Below are 743 nucleotides of genomic sequence, written 5' to 3' on the forward strand. Positions count from 1 at the left end.
TACTTGAGTGTAAGAAAGGTTAAGCTCCGCTTGTTTTAGCTGGTTCTGAGCAACACGCACGTTGACGTTAGCTTCGCCGAGCTCGCCGCGGCTTACTTCTAGCTCTTTCAGGCGGGCTTTTGCTGCTAGCAAATTCGCTTTTGCCGCTGTTGCACTACTCTGCGCATCATCACGTTGTTGTTGAGACGTACCGTTTCGGCTGAACAATGTATTCAGTCGATTGGCTTCACGGATTTTTTGCTCAGCGACGATTTTACTCGCTTCCACATCCGCTTTGGCTGCCGTGATAGAGGCATCCAACTGCTCATTGTTTTGGATCACTTGTTGTAAGTTTAATTGCGCTTTTTCTACCGCTAACTTGTATGGCTGCGGATCGATTTGGAACAACAAGTCGCCTTTTTGAATTTCTTGGTTATTTGCCACATAAAGATGGGTTATTTGCCCATTAACACGGGGGGCGACCTTAGTTACCACTCGGGTAGCCATCGCCTGAGGAGTTAACGGCATTGCTAAATCAGCAACAAGAAAATAGGCAAAGACAAGGACAAACGCGACGCAAGAATATTTGATCCAACGCGCGAACTTTTGGTCTGGAGTCATAGGCGTTTACTTCTCTTTTTTATTAGGATTTCTGACTTTATTCGCCAAGTGAATCGAGCGCATTGTGAGCAATTTGCTCTAGGACCAAGCCCAATTTCTTTAGCTCTTGGTCATTGATTTCTGAGAGCAGTTTTCGACGAACC

General features: G+C 45.9%; 1 protein-coding gene and 1 pseudogene. Both read right to left on the reverse strand.

The genetic code is table 11. From position 1 onward, the window contains the following. Positions 1 to 600: HlyD family secretion protein (locus tag R7R78_RS26020; RefSeq protein WP_225474600.1), on the reverse strand; the 600-nt coding region annotated here is incomplete at its 3' end. A gap of 37 nt (positions 601 to 637) precedes the next feature. Beyond that, a pseudogene (locus R7R78_RS26025) lies at positions 638 to 743 on the reverse strand (MarR family transcriptional regulator); the annotation flags it as partial.

It is taken from the genome of Vibrio sp. 2134-1, from assembly GCF_033339495.1.